21 protein-coding genes are annotated in these 18,142 nt (G+C 75.6%); 18 read left to right on the forward strand and 3 right to left on the reverse strand.

Features of this window, described 5'->3' with window-relative positions; translation table 11 throughout:
- The coding region (locus ACYVKY_RS18735) for an oxygenase MpaB family protein (RefSeq protein WP_460436502.1) at window positions 1–674 on the reverse strand (674 nt) is incomplete at its 3' end.
- Window positions 675–770: 96 nt separating this feature from the next.
- Here ACYVKY_RS18735 and ffh point away from each other — a divergent pair.
- From ffh to ACYVKY_RS18765, 6 genes are all read left to right on the forward strand, one after another.
- A complete protein-coding gene (gene ffh, locus ACYVKY_RS18740) occupies window positions 771–2,357 on the forward strand; it encodes a signal recognition particle protein (protein ID WP_460436503.1) in 1,587 nt (528 codons plus the stop codon).
- Between the two features lie 2 nt (window positions 2,358–2,359).
- Complete coding sequence (locus tag ACYVKY_RS18745) at window positions 2,360–3,028, forward strand: immunity protein Imm33 domain-containing protein (RefSeq protein ID WP_460436504.1); 669 nt, start codon at window positions 2,360–2,362, stop codon at window positions 3,026–3,028.
- A gap of 18 nt (window positions 3,029–3,046) precedes the next feature.
- Window positions 3,047–4,129 (forward strand): amidohydrolase family protein, encoded by a 1,083-nt coding sequence (locus ACYVKY_RS18750; protein WP_460436505.1) that lies wholly within the window; start codon window positions 3,047–3,049, stop codon window positions 4,127–4,129.
- A gap of 231 nt (window positions 4,130–4,360) precedes the next feature.
- Window positions 4,361–4,762 carry a YciI family protein gene (locus ACYVKY_RS18755; protein WP_460436506.1) on the forward strand — a complete coding sequence of 134 codons (402 nt, stop codon included), beginning with the start codon at window positions 4,361–4,363 and terminating at the stop codon, window positions 4,760–4,762.
- Complete coding sequence (locus tag ACYVKY_RS18760) at window positions 4,759–5,997, forward strand: RNA polymerase sigma factor (RefSeq protein WP_460436507.1); 1,239 nt, start codon at window positions 4,759–4,761, stop codon at window positions 5,995–5,997. The genes ACYVKY_RS18755 and ACYVKY_RS18760 overlap by 4 nt, the downstream gene beginning before the upstream one ends.
- Window positions 5,998–6,122: 125 nt before the next feature.
- Window positions 6,123–7,727, forward strand: coding sequence for a glycosyl hydrolase family 18 protein (locus ACYVKY_RS18765; protein WP_460436508.1), 1,605 nt, complete (start codon window positions 6,123–6,125; stop codon window positions 7,725–7,727).
- A 73-nt stretch (window positions 7,728–7,800) separates the two neighbouring features.
- On the opposite strand, the gene ACYVKY_RS18770 is transcribed toward ACYVKY_RS18765, so the two are convergent.
- Complete coding sequence (locus ACYVKY_RS18770) at window positions 7,801–8,628, reverse strand: maleylpyruvate isomerase family mycothiol-dependent enzyme (RefSeq protein ID WP_460436509.1); 828 nt, start codon at window positions 8,626–8,628, stop codon at window positions 7,801–7,803.
- 26 nt (window positions 8,629–8,654) lie between these two features.
- Entirely contained in the window at window positions 8,655–9,557 is a 903-nt protein-coding gene (locus ACYVKY_RS18775; RefSeq protein ID WP_460436510.1) for an MSMEG_6728 family protein, read from the reverse strand.
- A 197-nt stretch (window positions 9,558–9,754) separates the two neighbouring features.
- On the opposite strand from ACYVKY_RS18775, the gene rpsP reads away from it, so the two are divergent.
- From rpsP to ACYVKY_RS18835, 12 genes are all read left to right on the forward strand, one after another.
- Window positions 9,755–10,249, forward strand: coding sequence for a 30S ribosomal protein S16 (rpsP, locus tag ACYVKY_RS18780; protein WP_460436511.1), 495 nt, complete (start codon window positions 9,755–9,757; stop codon window positions 10,247–10,249).
- A gap of 2 nt (window positions 10,250–10,251) precedes the next feature.
- Window positions 10,252–10,500, forward strand: coding sequence for an RNA-binding protein (locus ACYVKY_RS18785; RefSeq protein WP_460436512.1), 249 nt, complete (start codon window positions 10,252–10,254; stop codon window positions 10,498–10,500).
- Between the two features lie 82 nt (window positions 10,501–10,582).
- Window positions 10,583–11,383 (forward strand): class I SAM-dependent methyltransferase, encoded by an 801-nt coding sequence (locus ACYVKY_RS18790; protein WP_460436513.1) that lies wholly within the window; start codon window positions 10,583–10,585, stop codon window positions 11,381–11,383.
- A 43-nt stretch (window positions 11,384–11,426) separates the two neighbouring features.
- Window positions 11,427–11,933: a ribosome maturation factor RimM gene (gene rimM, locus ACYVKY_RS18795; protein ID WP_460436514.1), complete on the forward strand. Its 507-nt coding sequence runs from the start codon at window positions 11,427–11,429 to the stop codon at window positions 11,931–11,933.
- 25 nt (window positions 11,934–11,958) lie between these two features.
- On the forward strand, window positions 11,959–12,753 hold the full coding sequence (gene trmD, locus ACYVKY_RS18800; protein ID WP_460436515.1) for a tRNA (guanine(37)-N(1))-methyltransferase: 795 nt from the start codon (window positions 11,959–11,961) through the stop codon (window positions 12,751–12,753).
- 171 nt (window positions 12,754–12,924) lie between these two features.
- Window positions 12,925–13,284 (forward strand): 50S ribosomal protein L19, encoded by a 360-nt coding sequence (gene rplS, locus ACYVKY_RS18805; protein WP_460436516.1) that lies wholly within the window; start codon window positions 12,925–12,927, stop codon window positions 13,282–13,284.
- A gap of 86 nt (window positions 13,285–13,370) precedes the next feature.
- Entirely contained in the window at window positions 13,371–14,000 is a 630-nt protein-coding gene (gene lepB / locus ACYVKY_RS18810; RefSeq protein ID WP_460436517.1) for a S26 family signal peptidase, read from the forward strand.
- A complete protein-coding gene (gene lepB, locus ACYVKY_RS18815; protein ID WP_460436518.1) occupies window positions 13,997–14,815 on the forward strand; it encodes a S26 family signal peptidase in 819 nt (272 codons plus the stop codon). Before lepB (ACYVKY_RS18810) ends, lepB (ACYVKY_RS18815) begins: the two co-directional genes overlap by 4 nt.
- An 18-nt stretch (window positions 14,816–14,833) precedes the next feature.
- On the forward strand, window positions 14,834–15,622 hold the full coding sequence (locus ACYVKY_RS18820) for a ribonuclease HII (protein WP_460436519.1): 789 nt from the start codon (window positions 14,834–14,836) through the stop codon (window positions 15,620–15,622).
- A complete protein-coding gene (locus ACYVKY_RS18825) occupies window positions 15,619–15,942 on the forward strand; it encodes a DUF2469 domain-containing protein (protein ID WP_460436520.1) in 324 nt (107 codons plus the stop codon). Before ACYVKY_RS18820 ends, ACYVKY_RS18825 begins: the two co-directional genes overlap by 4 nt.
- Before the next feature lie 194 nt (window positions 15,943–16,136).
- The gene (locus ACYVKY_RS18830; protein ID WP_460436521.1) at window positions 16,137–16,496 is read left to right on the forward strand and encodes a YraN family protein; all 360 of its coding nucleotides are present in this window, start codon (window positions 16,137–16,139) and stop codon (window positions 16,494–16,496) included.
- Window positions 16,497–16,519: 23 nt separating this feature from the next.
- Window positions 16,520–18,046, forward strand: a complete 1,527-nt coding sequence (locus tag ACYVKY_RS18835) for a YifB family Mg chelatase-like AAA ATPase (protein ID WP_460436522.1) — start codon at window positions 16,520–16,522, stop codon at window positions 18,044–18,046.
- Window positions 18,047–18,142 lie beyond the last annotated feature (96 nt).

Here is an 18,142-nt window from a genome sequence, read left to right on the forward strand (position 1 = left end):
AGCAGGAACCGGGCGGCGTCGCGGGCGGCGGGCGTCGCGCGCAGCTCGGGGCGGTAGGCGCGCACGCCGGCGTCGTGCTCCGCGACGGTCCGGGGTGGCTCGGGGACGCCGAGCCGGGCGGCGGCGACGCCGGCCTGCTCGACGTAGCGGTCCTGCTCGGCCGGGGTGAGCGGCTCGGGGCCGTGCCGGCGGTAGGTCTCGAGGAAGCTGTCGACCTCGGCCAGGTGCACCCAGGTCAGCAGGTGCGGGTCGTTCGCCGCGTACGGGCGGCCGTCCTCGGCGCGGCCGCGCACGCGGTCGTGGACGGCGCGGACAGCCGCGATCGCGGCCTCGGCGTCCTCGACGGTGCCGAACGTCGTGGTGGCCAGGTAGTGGCTCGTGCGCTGGAGGCGTCCCCACGGGTCGGCCCGGTAGCCGCTGTGCCCGGCCACGCCGGCCATCGCGAGCGGGTGCAGCGACTGCAGCAGCAGCGCCCGGATGCCGCCGACGAACATCGAGGCGTCGGCGTGCACGCGCCACACCGGGTCGTCGGGGGAGAACCAGCGCTCGCCCTCGGACCCCCAGATGCGCCGCGCGCGCTCGGCGGCGTCGTCGCCGGCGACCCGCGCCCGCAGCTCGCGGGCCAGGGCGGCGCGGACCTGGGAGACCCGGGCACGACCTCGTTCGGCTGGCACCTCCCCACTATCGGGGTGACCCCGCGCACGCACCACACGGGGACCGCCGCGGACCAACTAGGCTGGCCCCGATCCCGACGCGAAGGACCCTCACCCGTGTTCGCCACGCTCTCCGACCGCCTCACCGCCACGTTCAAGAACCTGCGTGGCAAGGGCCGGCTCTCCGAGGCCGACGTCGACGCGACCGTCCGCGAGATCCGGCGGGCGCTGCTCGACGCCGACGTCGCGCTCCCGGTCGTCCGCGAGTTCGCGTCCCGGGTGCGCGAGCGGGCGCTGGGCGAGGAGGTCTCGCAGGCCCTCAACCCGGCCCAGCAGGTCGTGAAGATCGTCAACGACGAGCTCGTCGCGATCCTCGGCGGCGAGCAGCGCCGGCTGACCTTCGCCAAGAACCCGCCGACCGTGATCATGCTCGCCGGCCTCCAGGGCGCGGGCAAGACGACCCTCGCCGGCAAGCTCGGGCACTGGCTGAAGGAGCAGGGCCACGCACCGCTGCTGGTCGCGGCCGACCTGCAGCGTCCCAACGCCGTGAACCAGCTCCAGGTGGTCGGCGAGCGGGCCGGCGTCACCGTCTTCGCGCCCGAGCCGGGCAACGGCGTCGGCGACCCCGTGCAGGTCGCCCGGCGCGCGATGGAGGAGGCGCGGGCCAAGCAGTTCGACGTCGTCGTGGTCGACACCGCCGGCCGGCTCGGTGTCGACGCCGAGCTGATGCAGCAGGCCGCCGACATCAAGGCGGCCGTCACGCCCGACGAGGTGCTGTTCGTCGTCGACGCGATGATCGGCCAGGACGCCGTCCAGACCGCGCAGGCGTTCCTCGACGGCGTCGGCCTCACCGGCGTCGTGCTCACCAAGCTCGACGGCGACGCGCGCGGTGGTGCCGCCCTGTCGGTGTCGACGGTGACCGGTCGGCCGGTGCTGTTCGCGTCCACCGGCGAGAAGCTCACCGACTTCGAGCCGTTCCACCCCGACCGGATGGCCTCGCGCATCCTCGACATGGGTGACGTGCTCACCCTCATCGAGCAGGCCGAGAAGGCGTTCGAGGCCGACCAGGCCGCCGAGATGGCGCGCAAGTTCGGGGCCGGCGAGGACTTCACCTTCGACGACTTCCTGCAGCAGATGCAGGGTCTGCGCAAGATGGGCTCGCTGAAGAAGATGCTCGGCATGCTCCCGGGCATGGGCGAGATGCGCGAGCAGCTCGAGAACTTCGACGAGCGCGAGATCGACCGCATCGAGGCGATCGTCCGGTCGATGACGCCGCAGGAGCGGTACCAGCCGAAGGTCATCAACGGCTCGCGCCGCTCGCGCATCGCCCGGGGCTCGGGCGTCACCGTCACCGAGGTGAACCAGCTGCTCGAGCGGTTCGCCGACGCGCAGAAGATGATGCGGCAGATGCGCAACGGCGGTGGCATCCCCGGCATGCCGGGGATGCCGGGTCGCGGGATGCCGGGCCTGCCCGGCGCCGGCGGCAGCAAGAAGTCGCGCGGCAAGCAGGCGGCCGCGCGCTCGGGGAAGAAGGGCAAGGCGCGCTCGGGCAACCCGGCCAAGCGCGCGCAGCAGGAGGCGCAGGAGCGCGCCAAGGCACCGACCGGTTCGGCCTTCGGGCTCGGGGCGGCCGACGACGACGCGCTCGAGGCCTTCGATCCCTCCTCTCTCCCGCCAGGTTTCGAGAAGTTCCTCGGCCGCTGACCGTGGGGCGGTGGAGCACCCGGCTGGGTGAGGAGCAGGTCTCGGTCGACTGCATCGACTCCGCGGCCGAGCACGTGCCCTGGCTGCTGCAGCGGCTGTCCGCCGCCCACGAGCAGGGCATCCCGCTGCACCCCGGCGCCGTGCTGCGGTTCGGCTGGTCGGTCCTGGTGCTGCGGCGCGAGCCCGACGGCCGCCTGCAGGTCTGCGAGCCCGACTTCGCCCGCGACCCCGGCGCCGACCTGCGGCCCGAGATCAGCACGACGCTGCGGGTGCAGGCCGCCACCCGCGACCTGATGGCCTACCTCGACGTCGTCGACCCCGTGCCGGTCGCCTACGACCAGACCGTGCGGGTGCTGGGCGACGTGCTCGACGAGCCGGTGCTGCACCTGGTGCGCAACGTGCCCGAGGGCACGTCGAGCGGCTGGTTCGTCACCGGGCCGGCGACGCCGGGGGTCGACGCGCTGGCCGACCCCGTGCCCGTCCCCGTGCACCGCCTGCTGGTGCACCGCCCCACCGTCATCCCCGCGCTCGCGCTGCCGGTCGGCTCGGTGCTGACCGTCCAGGGCGACCGGCTCGACCAGGTGCTGGACTCCGACGACCGGCCGCTCATGCGCGAGGGCGTCGCGGTCCGCCGCCAGCGCCGGACGGCGCCCGAGGGCCAGCCCGCCTGAGCCGCGTAGGTTCCTGCCATGGGTGACGTGCTGCACGTGCAGGGACCGGTGCTCACCGGCCGCGACGAGGAGGTCGACGGCCTCTGGGTGGTCGACGGGCGGATCTCCCTCGGCGCGCCCGGCCCCGGGCACGACGTCACGACCCTGCGCGGGTGGGTGCTGCCCGGCCTGGTCGACGCGCACTGCCACGTCGGGCTCGACGCCCACGGCGCCGTCGACGCCGCGACGAGCGAGGCGCAGGCCACGACCGACCGCGACGCCGGCACGCTGCTGATCCGCGACGCCGGCAGCCCGGCCGACACCCGCTGGATCGACGATCGCGACGACCTGCCGAAGATCGTCCGGGCAGGACGCCACATCGCGCGGACGAGGCGGTACATCCGCAACTACGCCCACGAGATCGAGCCGGACGAGCTGCCCGCGTACATGGCACAGGAGGCGCGGGCGGGCGACGGCTGGGTGAAGATCGTCGGCGACTGGATCGACCGGACCGCAGGCGATCTCGCTCCGTGCTGGCCGCTCGACGCGCTGCAGGCGGGGATCGCCGCGGCCCACGCCGAGGGGGCGCGCGTGACCGCGCACTGCTTCGGCGAGGACTGCCTCGCCGACCTGCTGGCCGCCGGCATCGACGGCATCGAGCACGGCACCGGCTTCCGCGGTGCCGACGTCGACGCCGCCGCTGCTGCCGGGGTGGCCGTCGTCCCCACGCTCGTGAACATCGCGACCTTCCCGCAGCTCGCCGAGCCCGCGCGCGGGAAGTTCGACGCCTGGGCCGACCACATGCTGGCGCTGCACGCGCACCGGTACGAGACGGTCGTCGCGCTGCACGAGGCGGGCGTGCCGGTGTACGTCGGCACCGACGCCGGCGGGTCGCTGCCCCACGGCCTGGTGGCCGCCGAGGTCGCCGAGCTCGTCACCGCCGGGCTCGCGCCGATCGACGCCCTCGACGCGGCCTGCTGGGCCGCGCGCTCCTGGTTGGGCCGCCCCGCGCTCGAGGAGGGCGCCGACGCCGACCTGGTCGTCTACGCGGCCGACCCGCGTGAGGACGTGGGGGTCCTCGCCCACCCCCAACACGTCGTGCTGCGCGGACGAGCTGTGTGAGCGTCCGGTCGCGAACCCATCCCGGTCCGGGCGAGCGGAGCGAGCGAGCGCGGACGTGACGAGCGCGTCGGGGTCCGGCGCGCCGGAGCGAGGGAGCGCCAGCGAGCGAGTCGGAGGTGGGAGGACTCCGACCTCGGTGCGCGAGGAGATTCCGCAGACGAGGGTGTCGAGATCTGGTCACGGCGTTCGTGGTGTTGGTGTCATGTCCCACCGGGAACGAAGGAGCCCACCATGAAGTACGTCCTGATGTACGTCGACACCCCCGAGCAGCTCGAGGCCGTGCCGGCCGAGCGCCAGCAGGAGGTGTACCAGCAGATCTACGCGTGGTTCGGCGAGCACGGCGCGAAGTTCACCGACAGCGGCGCCGAGCTGCAACCGCCCTCGACCGCCACCACGATCCGCTCCGGCGTCGCTCCCGGGTCCGAGGGCGGCGAGCCGGTGGTCGTCGACGGTCCGTACAGCGAGGCCAAGGAGCGGATCGGCGGGTTCAGCGTCATCGACGTGCCCGACCTGGACGCGGCGATCGCGCTGGTGCGCACCTGGCCGTCGCTGCAGCTGCCGGGCGTCTCGGTCGAGATCCGCCCGATGGTCGAGGACTACTCCCAGCTCGAGGAGGCCGAGGCGTCCTCGTGACCGACGGCCCTCGTCGCACCGCGCCGGGCACGCTCGATGCCGAGCTGTCCCGCGTGGTGCGGCGGGAGGCCGCGGTCGTCGTGGCCCACCTGCACCGGCGCACGGGCGACTTCGACGTCGCCGAGGAGGCCGTGCAGGAGGCGCTGGTCGAGGCGCTGCGGACCTGGCCCACCCGCGGCGTGCCGCCCAACCCGGGCGGGTGGCTGACCACCACGGCGCAGCGCCGGGCCGTCGACCTGCTGCGGGCGCGCGCCCGGCGCCAGCGGCTGGCCGGCGCCGCCGCGGCGCAGGCGGCCGAGGCGCTCCCACCGGCACCGCGCGACCCCGGCGGCGGCACCCCCGACGAGCGGCTGCCGATGCTGTTCGCCTGCTGCCACCCGTCCCTGTCGCCCGAAGCGCGGCTGGCGCTCACGCTGCGCGCCGTGCTCGGCCTCACGACCGCGCAGGTCGCACGGGCGTTCCTCGTCCCCGAGCCCACGATGGCGCAGCGGCTGGTGCGCACCAAGCGCAAGGTCGTCGCCGCCGGCATACCGTTCTCGGTGCCGGACGGCGAAAGCCTCGCCCCGCGCCTCGACGACGTCCTCACCGTGGTCTGCCTGGCGTACAACGCGTCCTACCTCGACCCGGACGGCGCGGCCGGTCCGGCGGGGGACGCCGTGTGGCTCGCCGAGGTGGTCGCCCGCGCGCTGCCCGCCGAGCCGGAGGCGTGGGGACTGCTCGCGCTGCTCACCTTCCTGCAGGCCCGCGACGCCGCGCGCTTCGACGCCGACGGGACGCTGGTCCCGCTCGCGGCGCAGGACCGTTCGCGCTGGGACGCGGTCGCGAGCAGCCGCGCGGACGGGTACCTCGAGCGTGCCGCCGCCCGGCGCTCACCGGGCCGGTGGCAGCTGCAGGCCGCGATCGCCGGCTGCCACGGCTCGGCGCCCACGTGGGAGGCGACCGACTGGCTGCAGGTGCTCACGCTGTACGACCTGCTGCTCGTCCACGACCCCTCGCCCGTCGTGCGGCTCAACCACGCCGTGGCGCTCTCGCACGTGCGCGGCCCGGGCGAGGCGCTCGCAGCCGTCGACGCGCTCGCGAGCCGGCTCGACGGCTACCACCTGCTGCACGCCACCCGCGCCGAGCTGCTGGCCGCCCTCGGTCGCGACGACGAGGCGCGGGCGGCGAACGCGCGGGCGCTCGCGCTGGCCGCGAACCCGGCCGAGCAGGCGCTGCTGCGCGACCGGCTGGGGTGACGCGGCGTCCACGAACAGGACGCATCCGGACGAAACCCTTGACCTGCGTGCGTGCCCCGGTCTACGTTCCCGGATTTAGCAAGACCCTTAACAAATCGATATCCAGCTACTCGGAGGTGCGCCCGATGGCACGGAACTGGACGCGGGGAGTCGTGGCGGGAGCCACGGTGGCCCTGGCCGCGGCGTTGCTGCCCCTCATGGCGGCGAACGGCGCAGGAGGGGTGACGGCCACCGTGGCCGCCACCTCGGACTGGGGCTCGGGGCACGAGGCCCGGGTCACCGTCAGCAACGGCGGGTCGGCGTCGGTCGGCTCGTGGACCGTCGTGCTCGAGCTGCCGGCGGGTACGGCGATCACGTCGTCGTGGGACGCCGACGTCACCCGCAGCGGCAACACGTGGACGGCCCGCTCGAAGTCGTGGGCCGGCAGCCTCGGCGCCGGCGCCAGCCAGTCGTGGGGCTACATCGGCTCCGGTGCGTTCCGCGCCCCGGTGTCGTGCACGGTGAACGGGAACCCCTGCGGCGGAGGCGGTCCCACCACTCCTCCCACCACCACGCCGCCGCCCACGACCACCCCACCGACGACGCCCCCGCCGACCACGCCCCCGCCGACGACCTCGCCGGGTGACGGTCGCGTCGTCGGGTACCACACGAACTGGGCGACCTACGGCCGCGACTACCAGGTCAAGGACATCGACACGAGCGGCTCGGCCGCCCGGCTCACCCACATCCTCTACGCCTTCGGCAACACCACGGGCGGACGCTGCTCGATCGGCGACTCCTACGCCGACTACGACAAGGCGTTCACCGCCGAGGACAGCGTCGACGGCGTCGCCGACACCTGGGACCAGCCGCTGCGGGGCAACTTCAACCAGCTGCGCGAGCTCAAGGCCAAGCACCCGCACCTCAAGGTGATCTGGTCGTTCGGCGGCTGGACCTGGTCGGGCGGCTTCACCCAGGCCGCGGCCGACCCGCAGGGCTTCGCCCGCTCGTGCAAGGCGCTGGTCGAGGACCCGCGCTGGGCCGACGTGTTCGACGGCATCGACATCGACTGGGAGTACCCGAACGCGTGCGGCCTGACCTGCGACAGCAGCGGCCCGCAGGCCTTCGACCGGGTGATCAGCGCGGTGCGGGCCGAGTTCGGCCAGGGCGCGCTGGTGACGGCGGCGATCACCGCGGACGGCAGCAGCGGCGGCAAGATCGACGCCACCGACTACGGCACCGCGGCGCAGAAGCTCGACTGGATCATGCCGATGACCTACGACTACTTCGGCGCCTTCAACGCCCAGGGCCCGACGGCACCGCACTCGCCGCTGACGTCGTACCCGGGCATTCCGCAGGCCGGCTTCCACGCCGACGCGGCGGTGGCGAAGCTGAAGGCGCAGGGCATCCCGGCGAGCAAGATCCTGCTCGGCATCGGGTTCTACGGCCGCGGCTGGCAGGGCGTCACGCAGGCCGCGCCGGGCGGCTCGGCCACCGGCCCGGCACCGGGGCAGTACGAGCAGGGCATCGACGACTACGAGGTGCTGAAGAGCCGCTGCCCGGCCACCGGCACCGTCGGCGGCACGGCGTACGCCTACTGCGGCAACCAGTGGTGGAGCTACGACACCCCGCAGACGATCGGGTCGAAGCGGGCCTGGGCGCAGTCCCAGGGCCTCGGCGGCCTGTTCTTCTGGGAGCTGTCGGGCGACACCCCGGACGGCGAGCTGATCCGGGCCGTCGCCGGAGGCTGACCCGCCTGCACCACCGGCACCACCTGCACGACCGGCGCCCCGTCCGCACCCGCGGGCGGGGCGCCGTCGCGTCTCACTGCACGCCGACGGCCACCACCTCGTCGAGGACGGCGAGCGCGTCGGCGTCGCCGGACCGCTCGACGCCGTCGCCGCCGCGCCCCCACAGCGCCAGGTCGAGGGCGGCGGCGGTGCCGGCCACGCGCGCGGTCGCGACGACGCCGGGGGAGTCGTCGACGACGGCGGTCGCCTCGTCGAACTCGGTGCCGCTCTGCGGGCCCGTGCCCGTCCACCGGCCGAGGCGCACCGCCCAGCGGTGGCCGGTGTCGGTGGCGACCACCTCGACGACGTGGTCGGACGGGTGCCAGGTGGCCCAGTCGCCGTCGGGCAGGCCCCACATCACCCGCAGCAGCTCGTCGACCCCGTCGGCGGCGAGATCGGGGTCCGGCGCGGTGACGCCGACCCCGGCGGTCAGCTCGGCGTCGACGCGGTGCACCAGCGCCTCGTGCAGCTGCCGGCGCAGGGTGAAGCCGACCGTCTGCTCCGGGCCGTGCCACGACCACGCCGGCGCGTCCGGGTCGCGGCCGTCGAGCACGGCGACCAGGTCGGCGCTCGCGCGCTCGACCAGGGCGAGCAGACCGGTCCGGTCGGCGGGCCGTTCCGGCTTGGCCGCCTCGACCCGCTCGAGGTCGGAGCCGTCGCGGACGCCGGTGCCGATCACCCCCGTCCAGAACGACTGCACCTCGGCGAGGTGCCAGAGCAGGTCGTCGGCGTCCCAGTCCGGGCAGGTCGGGACGCGGGTGCCGGGGTCGGCGGCCGCCAGCACCTCGCGGAACCGGGCGGACTCGCGGGCGATCGCGCCGACGTGGGCGCGGCGGTCGGGCAGCGGCAGCGGTGTCGTCACGCCCCGGACGGTAGGGCCCGGGTGCGTCAGCCGTCGACGGTGACGGCGAACAGCTCGCGGGGGTCCTGCAGCCCCCCGAGCGGGCGCAGGTCGCCGCGCGCGACACGGCCGCCGTCCCAGGTGACCGGTCGCCGGTGCACCGGGTGCGTGCCGTCGTCGGAGAACCGGTACGGGCCGCGGACGGTGCCGAGCAGCAGCGCGCGCTCGTCCTCGACCGGCACCGCCACGGTGGCGCCCTCCCCGAGGTCGTCGAGGAACGTGGCGAGCTGGCGCAGCGCCTTGCCCGGGCGCCGCTTCGGCGCCTCGCCCCGCAGCAGCGCGGGCAGGTCCTCGCCCCGGGCGCCGGACAGGTCGCCCTCGAGCCCGGCCGAGGTGCCGAGACCGACGACGCCGTCGAGCAGGAACCGGCCGAGCAGGGCGACGCCGGCGGGGCGCACCACGTGCAGCCGCCGGCCCTGCGCCGGCTCGGTCGCCGGCGCGACCGGGTCGGGGCCCGGCCAGGCGTACGGCAGCTCCGGGTCCTCGGGGTCGACCCGGTGCGCGTAGAAGGCGGCGTCCTTGCGCAGCAGCGCCGCGCGGTGGCTGGCGTGCACGGCGTCGTCGCCGAGCCACGAGGGCAGCAGCCCGGCCGAGGCCAGCGCGTCCTGCTCGACCCCCACCACCTCGGGCGCGAACTCGGCGAGCAGGTCGGCGGTGGAGTCCGCGTGGCCGCGTCCGACCCACTCGCGCACGCAGGCGAGCCCGTACGCGACCAGGGCGGGCACCCGGCCGCGCCACATCAGCGTCGCCGGGTGGTTCGCCCAGCCGTAGTCGTCGAGCACGAGCGCCCGCAGGATCTGCAGCGTCTCGACCCGCTGCTTGCCCAGCCGTGGGTCGTCGAGCACCTCGGCGCTGCGGGCGAAGCCGGGGTAGGGCAGGAAGGTCTGCACCCCGGCCACGCTAGGTCGGCGCGGGCCGCCGCGCGCGTGGGCGGCGCACCCCGCCCGGTCTGGCACAATGGTCGGCTGTACGCGCCCGGTGCGGCCCTCTACCCGCCCGCAGCGCGTCCGTCCGAGCGGTCCCGGCCCGTGCCCCACGCGGCGCCGCGCCGCTCACCCCGCAGACCTGACAAGGAGACACCACACCCGTGGCCGTCAAGATCCGCCTCAAGCGCCTGGGCAAGATCCGGGCTCCGTACTACCGCGTCGTCGTGGCCGACTCGCGCACCAAGCGCGACGGTCGTGCCATCGAGGAGATCGGCAAGTACCACCCCACCGAGGAGCCCTCGCTCATCGACATCGACTCCGAGCGCGCGCAGTACTGGCTCGGCGTCGGCGCCCAGCCGAGCGAGCAGGTGCTCGCGCTGCTGAAGGTCACCGGCGACTGGCAGAAGTTCAAGGGCCTCCCCGGCGCCGAGGGCACCCTCAAGGTCGCCGAGCCCAGGGCCGACAAGAAGGCCGCGTTCGACGCCGCCTCCAAGGAGTCGCTGGACGAGTCCGGCAAGGACGCCACGACCCCGAGGAAGAAGGCCGCCAAGAAGACCGACGCGCCCGCCGAGACCCCGGTCGAGGAGCGTGCCGGCGCCGAGGAGACCCGCCCGGCCGAGGCCGAGACGGGCGACGAGGCGAAGGCCGAGGGCTGAGCGTGCTCGCCGACGCCCTCGAGCACCTCGTGCGGGGCATCGTCGACCACCCGGACGAGGTCCGGATCACGCAGAAGTCGCAGCGCCGTGGCGCGCTGCTCGAGGTCCGGGTGCACCCCGACGACCTCGGCCGCGTGATCGGCCGCGCCGGTCGCACGGCCAAGGCCCTGCGCACCGTGATGGGCGCCGTCAGCACCGACGGCCCCGTGCGCATCGACGTCGTCGACGTCGACCGGGTCGGCCGCCGCTGACGCCGCCCCACCAGCTCGTCCGCACCGCCCCCGGGTCCACGACCCGGGGGCGGTCGCGCGTCCGGCGCGGGAGGCTGTCCCGGTGACCTCCACCTGGGACCCCGACCGCTACCTCGCCTACGCGGACGAGCGCGGGCGCCCGTTCGCCGACCTGCTGGCCCGGGTCGGTGCGAGCGCTCCGGCGCGCGTGGTCGACCTCGGGTGCGGGCCGGGCACCCTGACGAGGCTGCTCGCCGACCGGTGGCCTGGCGCGGACGTGCTGGGTGTCGACTCCAGCGCCGAGATGATCGGCGCCGCAACCGGTCTCGACGACCCTCGCGTGCGGTTCGAGGTCGGCGACCTGCGCGCCTGGCTCGCGGACGCGCACGGCCACGCGCCCGATGTGCTGGTCAGCAACGCCACCCTGCAGTGGGTGCCCGGCCACCTCGACCTCCTGCCGGCCCTCGCCACCGCCGTCGCCCCCGGCGGGTGGTTCGCCTTCCAGGTGCCGGGCAACTTCGACGAGCCGAGCCACGTGCACCTGCGCGCGCTGGCGGCGTCCGCGCCGTACGCCGAGCACACGGCAGGTGCCGAGCACCCGTCGTCGCACGACCCTGGTGACTACCTCGCGGTGCTCGCCGCGGCGGGCTGCGCGGTCGACGCGTGGGAGACCACGTACCTGCACCTGCTGCAGGGCCCCGACCCCGTGCTGCGCTGGATCAGCGGCACCGGCGCCCGGCCCGTGCTGCAGGCGCTCCCCGACGACCTGCGCGAGCGGTTCGCGTCCGAGCTCGGGGGTCTGCTGCGCGAGGCGTACCCCGCGACGCCGCACGGCACGGTGCTGCCGTTCCGCCGGGTGTTCGTGGTGGCCCGCGCGCCTGGGACGATGGACGCCGCGCGCTGACCCGCAGCCGCGCTGGTCGACGTGTGGTGGGAGTGGTGCAGAGGTGACCGAGGTGGTGGTGGCCCGCGTGGGCAAGCCGCACGGCGTCCGGGGCGAGGTGAGCGTCGAGGTGCGCACCGACGACCCGGCCGGCCGGTTCGTGCCGGGGGTCCGGCTCGCCACCGACCCCGCCTCGGCCGGGCCGCTGACGGTCGAGACGGTGCGCGACCACAACGGTCGCCTGCTGCTCACCTTCGCCGAGGTGCCCGACCGCGGCGCCGCCGAGGACCTGCGCGGCACCCTGCTGCTGGCCGAGGCGTCCGCCTCGGACGAGCCGGACGCCTGGTACGACCACGAGCTGGTCGGGCTGCGCTGCGAGGACCCCACCGGAGCGCTGCTCGGGGAGGTCGTCGGCGTCGAGCACGGGGCGGCCCAGGACCTGCTCGTGCTGCGGCTGCCCGACGGCCGCACCGGCCGCATCCCGTTCGTCAGCGCCCTCGTGCCCGTGGTCGACGTCGCGGGCGGGCGCGTGGTGGCCGACCCGCCGGGCGGTCTGCTGGACGAGCTGTGAGGGCCCGCTCGGCGGGTGGACCGCGATGAGGGTCGACGTCGTCACGATCTTCCCCGACTACCTCGCGCCGCTGCGGCTGTCGCTGCTCGGCCGGGCGTCCGAGACGGGTCTGCTCGACCTGCACGTGCACGACCTGCGCGACTTCACCCACGACCGGCACCGCACCGTCGACGACACCCCGTACGGCGGCGGCGCCGGCATGGTGATGCGTCCGGAGCCCTGGGGCGAGGCGCTCGACCACGTGCTGGCCGCCGGGCGCGCGGCACTGGGGGAGGGCGCCGTCCCGCACCTGCTCGTCCCGTCGCCCGCCGGGCGGGTCTTCGACCAGGCCCACGCCCACGCGCTCGCCGAGGAACCGTGGCTGGTGTTCGCCTGCGGGCGGTACGAGGGCATCGACGAGCGGGTGCTCCAGGACGCCGCGGCGCGCGGGCCGGTGACGCCCCTCAGCCTCGGCGACTACGTCCTGAACGGGGGAGAGGTCGCCGTCCTGGCGGTCGTCGAGGCCGTCGGCCGGCTGCTCCCCGGCGTGGTAGGCAACCCCCACTCGCTGGTCGAGGAGTCGCACGGCGCCGACGGCCTGCTCGAGCACCCCGTCTACACCAAGCCCGAGACCTGGCGCGGGCTCGCCGTGCCCGAGGTGCTGCGGTCGGGCCACCACGGGAAGGTCGCCCGCTGGCGGCGCGACCAGGCCCTGGCGCGCACGGCCGCCCGCCGTCCCGACCTGGTCGCCCGCCTCGACCCCGCCGGGCTCGACGCGCGCGACCGCGAGGTGCTCGACGGCGCCGCCGCGGCCGGGCAGGACGATTTCTCCGGCGCCTGAGCGCTGTGGCAGACTTGCTCCTCGTGCTGCGGCCGCGCGCCGCCCCTGCCACAGGGGGTGCGTGGTGCGAACGGCCGGAAAGGCACGACACCTGACCACACCGTCGGACGACCCGTACCGGGTCCCCGACCAGCGCGCCGGTGACCTGTGGCACCAGCGGGGAGACCAGCCATGCACATCCTCGACCACGTCGACGCCGCCTCGCTGCGCGAGGACGTCCCGGACTTCCGGGCCGGCGACACCGTCAAGGTCCACGTCAAGGTCGTCGAGGGCACCCGCTCGCGCGTCCAGGTCTTCCAGGGCGTGGTCATCCGCCGCCAGGGCGGTGGCGTCCGCGAGACCTTCTCGGTCCGCAAGGTCAGCTTCGGCGTCGGCGTCGAGCGCACCTTCCCGGTGCACTCCCCGATCATCGACAAGGTCGAGCTGGTGACCCGCGGCGACGTCCGCCGGGCCAAGCTCTACTACCTGCGCAACCTGCGCGGCAAGGCCGCCAAGATCAAGGAGAAGCGCGACACCCCCGTGTCCCGCTGAGCACGTCCAGCACCGCGAGAGACCCTCGACCGCCCCGCGGTCGGGGGTCCTCGCTGCTTCCGGGGTTCCTGCGCCGGCGCCCGTGGGTGCGCGACGCGCTGCTCGTGCTCCTCGTCGTGCTGCTCGTGCACGGCCTCGTGCGCGCCTTCGTGCTCCAGGTCTACGCCATCCCGTCCGGGTCGATGGAGCCCCTGCTCGAGCCCGGCGACCGCGTGCTGGTGCGGGTCGCCGACCGCGAGCCGCGGCGCGGCGACGTGGTCGTGTTCGACGGGCGCGGCGTCTTCGTCTTCGGCGACGACCCGGCGCCCGCGCAGGCGGCGCTCGAGCGGGTCGGCGGCTGGCTCGGGCTCCCGCTCGGCGGCCACCACGTGGTGAAGCGGGTGGTCGGCGTCGGGGGCGACCGGGTCGCCTGCTGCGACGACGACGGGCGCCTGACCGTCGACGGCGAGCCGCTCGACGAGCCGTACCTGTACCCCGGCGACGCCGCCAGCACGACCCGCTTCGACGTCGAGGTGCCCGAGGGCGCGCTGTGGGTGCTCGGCGACCACCGCAGCGCCTCCGCCGACTCGCGTGCCCACCTCGGCGACCCGCGGGGCGGGATGGTCCCGGTCGACCAGGTCGTGGGCCGGGTGGTGGCGGTCGTCAGCGCAGGGGGCAAGATGTCCGTACCGGGCTCGGGCAGCGGTTCCGGGCACGCAGTCGAGGGGAACCCGTGAGCACGCACGACGAGGACGCCGGCACGGTCGGTGCGGCCGAGCAGCCGGTGCGCGCCGACGCGACGGGCGGGTCGGACGAGCCGGTGACGGCGGCCGAGCGGCGACGCCGCCGGCGAGACGCGCGGCACGCCCGCCGGCGCGGGGGCGTGGTCGGCGCGCTGCGCGAGGGCGTCGTGGTCGTCGGCACCGCCCTGGTGCTCTCGCTGCTCATCAAGACCTTCCTGGCCCAGGCGTTCTACATCCCGTCCGAGTCGATGGAGCAGACGCTGGTGCGCGACGACCGCGTGCTCGTCAGCCTGCTCACGCCGGGTCCGTTCGACCTCCAGCGCGGCGACGTCGTGGTCTTCCGCGACCCGGGCGGCTGGCTCGACCCGGCGCTGCAGCCCGAGCGCTCCGGCACGTCGCAGGCCGCGGTCGACGTCCTCACCTTCGTCGGCGTGCTGCCGCAGGACGCCGGCGAGCACCTGATCAAGCGCGTCATCGGGCTGCCGGGCGACCACGTCGTCTGCTGCGACGCCGACGGCCGCCTCACGATCAACGGCGAGCCGGTCGACGAGACCTACCTGCCCGAGGGCACCGTGCCCAGCACGCTGACCTTCGACGTCACCGTGCCCGAGGGACGCATCTGGGTGATGGGCGACAACCGCGGGTTCAGCCAGGACTCCCGGTACCACCAGGACCTGCCGGGCAACGGCACGGTGTCGACCGACATGGTGGTCGGCCGCGCCGTCCTGCTGTTCTGGCCGCTCGACCGGTTCACCACGCTGTCGGACCACCCCGAGGTGTTCGACGTCGTCCCCGCCCCCCAGGGCTGACCCGCGGGCGCACCACCGATGGCCGGACCCACCCCCACCCTGCGCGCCGAGCGCGCGTACCTGCGCGAGGGCCACGCCCTCGTCGCCGGCATGGACGAGGTCGGACGCGGCGCGCTCGCCGGCCCGGTCACCGTCGGCGTGGTCGTCGTCGACCTCACCACCCGCTCCGCCCCCGTCGGGCTGCGCGACTCCAAGCTGCTGACGCCGCTCGCACGGGCGCGCCTCGCCCCCCGCGTGCGGCGCTGGGCGCCGGCCTGGGGCGTCGGCCACGCGCAGGCGTGGGAGATCGACGAGATCGGCATCATGCGCGCGCTGCGTCTCGCCGGCCGGCGCGCGATGGCCCAGCTGCCCGTGGTGCCGTCGCTCGTGCTGCTCGACGGCAACCACGACTGGTACAGCCCGCCGCAGCCGACCCTGTTCGACGTCCCCCTGGAGGCGGGGGAGCACGAGGCGCCCGGCTGGGACGGCTGGGACGGCGTCGACGCGTGGGCGCCCGGGCCGCTCGTCCGCACGCAGATCAAGGCCGACCTGCGCTGCGCCGCGGTCGCGGCGGCGTCGGTGCTCGCCAAGACCGAGCGCGACGAGCTGATGCTCGGCCACGCCCGCGCGCACCCCGGCTACGGCTGGGAGGTCAACAAGGGCTACAGCGCCCCCGCGCACGCCGAGGCGCTCGAGCGGCTCGGTCCGTGCACCCAGCACCGGCAGAGCTGGAGCCTTCCCGGCATGATGGACGGCGACCACCCGGGCGGCACCGGCGAGCTGATCGCCGTCGCCCCCGGCGAGCCCACCGGAGAAGCGAGCGGATGAGCGCCGAGGACCTGGACGACTACGAGACCGAGATGGAGCTCGCGCTCTACCGCGAGTACCGCGACGTGGTCAGCCTGTTCAGCTACGTGGTCGAGACCGAGCGGCGCTTCTACCTCGCCAACGGGGTCGACCTGGTGCCGCGCTCGGCCGACGGCGAGGTCTGGTTCGAGCTCACCCTCACCGACGCCTGGGTCTGGGACGTCTACCGGTCCGCGCGGTTCGTGAAGTCGGTGCGGGTCGTCACCTTCAAGGACGTCAACGTCGAGGAGCTCGCGAAGAGCGACCTCGAGGTGCCCAAGGCCCCCGGCTTCGGCGGTTAGGGCACGCCCGAGCGACCCGCTCGCGCAGCTGCACCGCCGCGTCGTCCACAGGGCGCCGCGGGAGCCCGTCGTCCACAGCCGGCCCCCTCGCGCCGCCGGACGGTCGTGCCCACCGGGCAGGTTGCCGGTCGGAGGTGGTGCCGGTGGCCGGCAGGGGAGCTCGCGCAGCGCACGGCGCGGACAGGCGTCGCGAGGTGGGGCAGCGCGGTGAGGCGGTCGCGGCCGCCTACCTGCGCGACAGCGGGATGCGGGTGGTCGCCCGCAACTGGCGGTGCCGGCACGGCGAGCTCGACCTGGTCGCGCTCGACGGCGACGCGCTCGTCGCGGTCGAGGTGAAGACCCGCACCGGGCTCGGGTTCGGCCACCCCGCCGAGGCGGTGACCCGGGCCAAGCAGGCCCGGTTGCGCCGGCTCGTCGCCGAGCTGCTGCGCACCACGCCGGAGCTCGGCGGTGCCCGGCTGGGGGGCGTGGGTGCGGTCCGGGTCGACGTCGTCGCGGTCCTGGTGCGCCCGGGCTCGCCGGCGCTGGTGCAGCACCTGCGAGGTGCGGCGTGAGTGGACTGGGGCGCACGAGCGCGATGTGCCTGGTCGGCCTCGCGGCGCACCCGGTCGAGATCGAGGCGCACATCGGCGCCGGGCTGCCGTCGCTCGCGCTCGTGGGCACCCTCGACCGGTCGGTGCAGGAGGCGCGCGACCGGGTGCGGGCCGCGCTCGCGCACTGCGGCGTGCCGGTGCCGCAGCACCGGGTCACGGTGAACCTCACGCCGGCCGCGCTGCCGAAGAGCGGCAGCGGCTTCGACGCCGGCACGGCGGTGGCGGTGCTGGCGGCCGCCGGCGACCTCGACGCCGCGTCGGCCCGGCGCACCGTGCACGTCGGCGAGCTCGGCCTCGACGGCCGGCTGCGGCCCGTGCCCGGGGTGCTGCCGGTGGTGCTCGCCGCCGTCCGGGCGGGGTTCGAGCGGGTGGTGGTGCCGCACGCGAACCTGCAGGAGGCCCGGCTGGTGCCGGGCGCGCAGGTCGAGGGCGCGGTCGGGCTGGCCGAGGTGCTGCGCCTGCACGGCGCCGAGGTCGAGGAGGCCGATCCGCCACCCGCACCGGTGCCGCTGCCGCCGCGCACCGTCACCGCTGCGCCGGCGAGCGCCGTGCCCGACCTCGCCGACGTCGTCGGCCAGGAGGCGGGCCGGCACGCCCTCGAGGTGGCCGCGGCGGGTGGGCACCACCTGCTGCTCACCGGTCCGCCCGGCGCGGGCAAGACGATGCTCGCCTCGCGGCTGCCCGGCCTGCTGCCCGACCTCGACGACGACGACGCGGTGGAGGTGACGGCGGTGCACTCGGTCGCGGGCACGTTCGACCCGACGCACGGGCTGCTGCGGCGTCCGCCGTTCGAGAGCCCGCACCACAGCGCGTCCGCCGCCTCGGTCATCGGCGGCGGCAGCGGGCTGGCCGGACCGGGCGCCGCGAGCCGCGCCCACCACGGGGTGCTGTTCCTCGACGAGGCCCCCGAGTTCGGGCGCCCGGTGATCGAGGCGCTGCGCCAGCCGCTGGAGTCGGGGCGGCTCGTGCTCTCCCGTGCCCGCGGCACCGTCGTGCTGCCGGCGCGGTTCCAGCTCGTGCTCGCCGCCAACCCCTGCCCGTGCGGCTGGGCCGTCGGCCAGGGCCGCGGGTGCACCTGCGCCCCCGCCGCGCTGCTGCGGTACCGCGACAAGCTGAGCGGGCCGCTGCTCGACCGGGTCGACCTGCAGGTCGAGCTGTTCGGCGCGGCAGCCCACCAGGTGCGCACCGGCGAGCCGGGGGAGCCGACGGCGGTCGTCGCCGCCCGGGTGCGCACCGCCCGCGCGGCGCAGCGGGAGCGGTGGGCCGGGTCCGGCTGGAAGCTGAACGGGTCGGCGCCCGGACCGGCGCTGCGCTCGCGGTGGCGGCTGGGGCCCGCGACCACCGCGTTCCTCGACCGCGAGCTCGAGCGCGGGCTGCTGACCCTGCGCGGCTACGACCGGGTGCTGCGGGTCGCGTGGACGATCGCCGACCTCGCCGTCGCCACCGTGCCGGACGCCGACCACTGCGGCACCGCGCTGGTGATGCGGCAGCGGCTGGCGGCGGCCGCGTGAGCGCCGCGGTGGCCGGCGCGGCACGCGTGCCCGATTGGCTCGACGACGACCGGCTGGCCCGGGCCGCGTGGAGCCGCGTGGTCGAGCCGACCGACC

This window comes from Angustibacter speluncae, assembly GCF_054777815.1.

What these genes read in the sequence shown, in the direction of transcription:
- ACYVKY_RS18750 (WP_460436505.1), top strand. Translation starts at nt 3,047, where the DNA reads ATGGGTGACGTGCTGCACGTGCAGGGACCGGTGCTCACCGGCCGCGAC.
- ACYVKY_RS18755 (WP_460436506.1), top strand. Translation starts at nt 4,361, where the DNA reads ATGAAGTACGTCCTGATGTACGTCGACACCCCCGAGCAGCTCGAGGCC.
- ACYVKY_RS18765 (WP_460436508.1), top strand. Translation starts at nt 6,123, where the DNA reads ATGGCACGGAACTGGACGCGGGGAGTCGTGGCGGGAGCCACGGTGGCC.
- trmD (WP_460436515.1), top strand. Translation starts at nt 11,959, where the DNA reads ATGAGGGTCGACGTCGTCACGATCTTCCCCGACTACCTCGCGCCGCTG.
- rplS (WP_460436516.1), top strand. Translation starts at nt 12,925, where the DNA reads ATGCACATCCTCGACCACGTCGACGCCGCCTCGCTGCGCGAGGACGTC.
- ACYVKY_RS18820 (WP_460436519.1), top strand. Translation starts at nt 14,834, where the DNA reads ATGGCCGGACCCACCCCCACCCTGCGCGCCGAGCGCGCGTACCTGCGC.
- ACYVKY_RS18825 (WP_460436520.1), top strand. Translation starts at nt 15,619, where the DNA reads ATGAGCGCCGAGGACCTGGACGACTACGAGACCGAGATGGAGCTCGCG.
- ACYVKY_RS18835 (WP_460436522.1), top strand. Translation starts at nt 16,520, where the DNA reads ATGTGCCTGGTCGGCCTCGCGGCGCACCCGGTCGAGATCGAGGCGCAC.